The organism is Streptomyces sp. NPDC056948 (assembly GCF_042674225.1).
Classification (GTDB): Bacteria; Actinomycetota; Actinomycetes; order Streptomycetales; family Streptomycetaceae; genus Streptomyces; species Streptomyces purpurascens.
Genome location: NZ_JBHUQX010000788.1, coordinates 1 through 1,659, shown reverse-complemented (window position 1 = coordinate 1,659; position 1,659 = coordinate 1). Strand labels below are relative to the sequence as shown.

The 1,659-nt window shown below is 71.2% G+C and carries 2 protein-coding genes and 1 pseudogene; 2 read left to right on the top strand and 1 reads right to left on the bottom strand.

Features of this window, described 5'->3' with window-relative positions; all coding sequences use genetic code 11:
- Positions 1-125 (top strand): annotated as a pseudogene (locus tag ACFTZL_RS44730) (polysaccharide deacetylase family protein); the annotation flags it as partial.
- 39 nt (positions 126-164) lie between these two features.
- On the opposite strand, the gene ACFTZL_RS44725 reads toward ACFTZL_RS44730, so the two are convergent.
- On the bottom strand, positions 165-833 hold the full coding sequence (locus ACFTZL_RS44725; RefSeq protein WP_382596335.1) for a class F sortase: 669 nt from the start codon (positions 831-833) through the stop codon (positions 165-167).
- A 351-nt stretch (positions 834-1,184) separates the two neighbouring features.
- Here ACFTZL_RS44725 and ACFTZL_RS44720 point away from each other — a divergent pair.
- Positions 1,185-1,659 (top strand): hypothetical protein (locus ACFTZL_RS44720; protein WP_382596332.1); only part of this gene is annotated, 475 nt, incomplete at its 3' end.

The following is a 1,659-nucleotide window of genomic DNA, read 5'->3' as shown; positions in this document are numbered from 1 at the left end:
TCGTGGTGCTCTCCCACGACGCCGGGGGCGACCGCTCGCAGAGTGTGCGGGCCCTGCGGCGCTATCTGCCCGAACTGCTCGACGCCGGCTACCACGTCTCCGTCCCCCGGCGGCATTACGAGTGAAGGGCGCCGTGAGGCTTTCGCCCGCCCGGCCGGGAACGCTCAGCGCACCTCGACCGCGCGGGCGAAGGCCACGACGTTGCCCGCGTAGCCGTTCTGCTGGGAGAAACCGCCGCCGCAGGTGATGACCCGCAGTTCCGCCGCGCCCTTGGACGCGTACACACGGTCGCCCGGGAAGTTGTTCTTCTCGAACACCTCGATGCCGTAGATCTCGAACACGACGGTCTTTCCGTCCTGCCGGGCGACCTCGACGCGGTTTCCCTTCTTCAGGGCGCCGAGCGCGTAGAACACGGCGGGGCCGAGCTGGTTGTCGACATGGCCGACGAGGACCGCGGTGCCCTTCTCGCCGGGGGTGACGGCCCCGGTGAACCAGCCCGCCAGGTTCGGGTCCTCCGGCGGGGGCGCGCCGACCCAGCCGTCCGCGTCCAGGCCCACGGGAATGATCGGCGTGTCGACCTGGATCGCCGGGATCCTGACCCGGTCCGGGAGGGCGTAGGGCAGGGGCTGCACGGTCCCGGCGAAGGCGGCGCCGGGCACCCGGCCGTCCGTCGCGGCCGCCGTCGCCGGTTGCGGCGGACCCTCGTCGAACTCCCCCGAACCATTCCGGATGAGGGCGAGGCCGGTCAGCAGAACCAGCGCTATCACGCCCCACGGGGCGCGCTTCTTCGGCCGCGCCTCCTCTTCCGCCTGAGCCAGCTCGGACGCAGACATTCGCCATCCCCTCTCGACGCGGCCGTCGCCGTGTCTTTCGCGCATATCAGAACGCTAAGTGCCGCGCACGAAACCGGCGACGGGGCGGGGGCGAACGGGTGGCCCGGGCCCGGAACGGGTGCCCCGGGTATTTCAGGTGCGCCATCCGAGTTGCCGTCGCGAGGAAATTTCTGACGGTCCGTGACCTGCGGCGATATCCGATTGCGTGGATTTCCCGTGGTATCCGCTCTCACCAGGACGGACCATTCCCGAAATGCGGGTCCGGGCAAGGCAACTGACTGTCTTTCTGGGAGGCGCTTTCTCGCCGATCGACCGGGGACGGGTCCCGGGGCGTCTTCCGCGGAGGTTCACATGCGTAACACTCGTGCTCTGGCGGTCGCCGGCGCAGCGGTCGCCGCCCTCGGGCTCTCCGCCCCCGCGGCCGTCGCGTGGGACAGACCGAGCAACATCGTCGCCCTGCCCAGCGTGATCGCCCGCGGCGGTCAGCTGACCATCACGGTCGACGGCTGCCGCAATGGCGGCGTCGCGACCTCCAACGCGTTCTCGCCGACCAGGCTCTCGCCCATCCGCGGCGCCAACGAGACGGCCAGGGGCACCGCCACGATCAACAACAACGCCCGCCCGGGGCCGTACGACATCACGGTCAGGTGCGACGGCAGGACCCTGACCAAGCCGCACGCCTTCACCGTCATCGGCGGTGTCCGCGGCGGTATCGGCGGCAGCAGCACCACCGGTGCGACGCCGACCGACGTGGCCATCGGCGGCGGCCTCGTGACGGCGGCGGCCGTCGGCAGCGGCGTCTTCTGGATGCGCCGCCGGGCCGAGC

What these genes read in the sequence shown, in the direction of transcription:
- ACFTZL_RS44725 (WP_382596335.1), bottom strand. Translation starts at nt 833, where the DNA reads ATGTCTGCGTCCGAGCTGGCTCAGGCGGAAGAGGAGGCGCGGCCGAAG.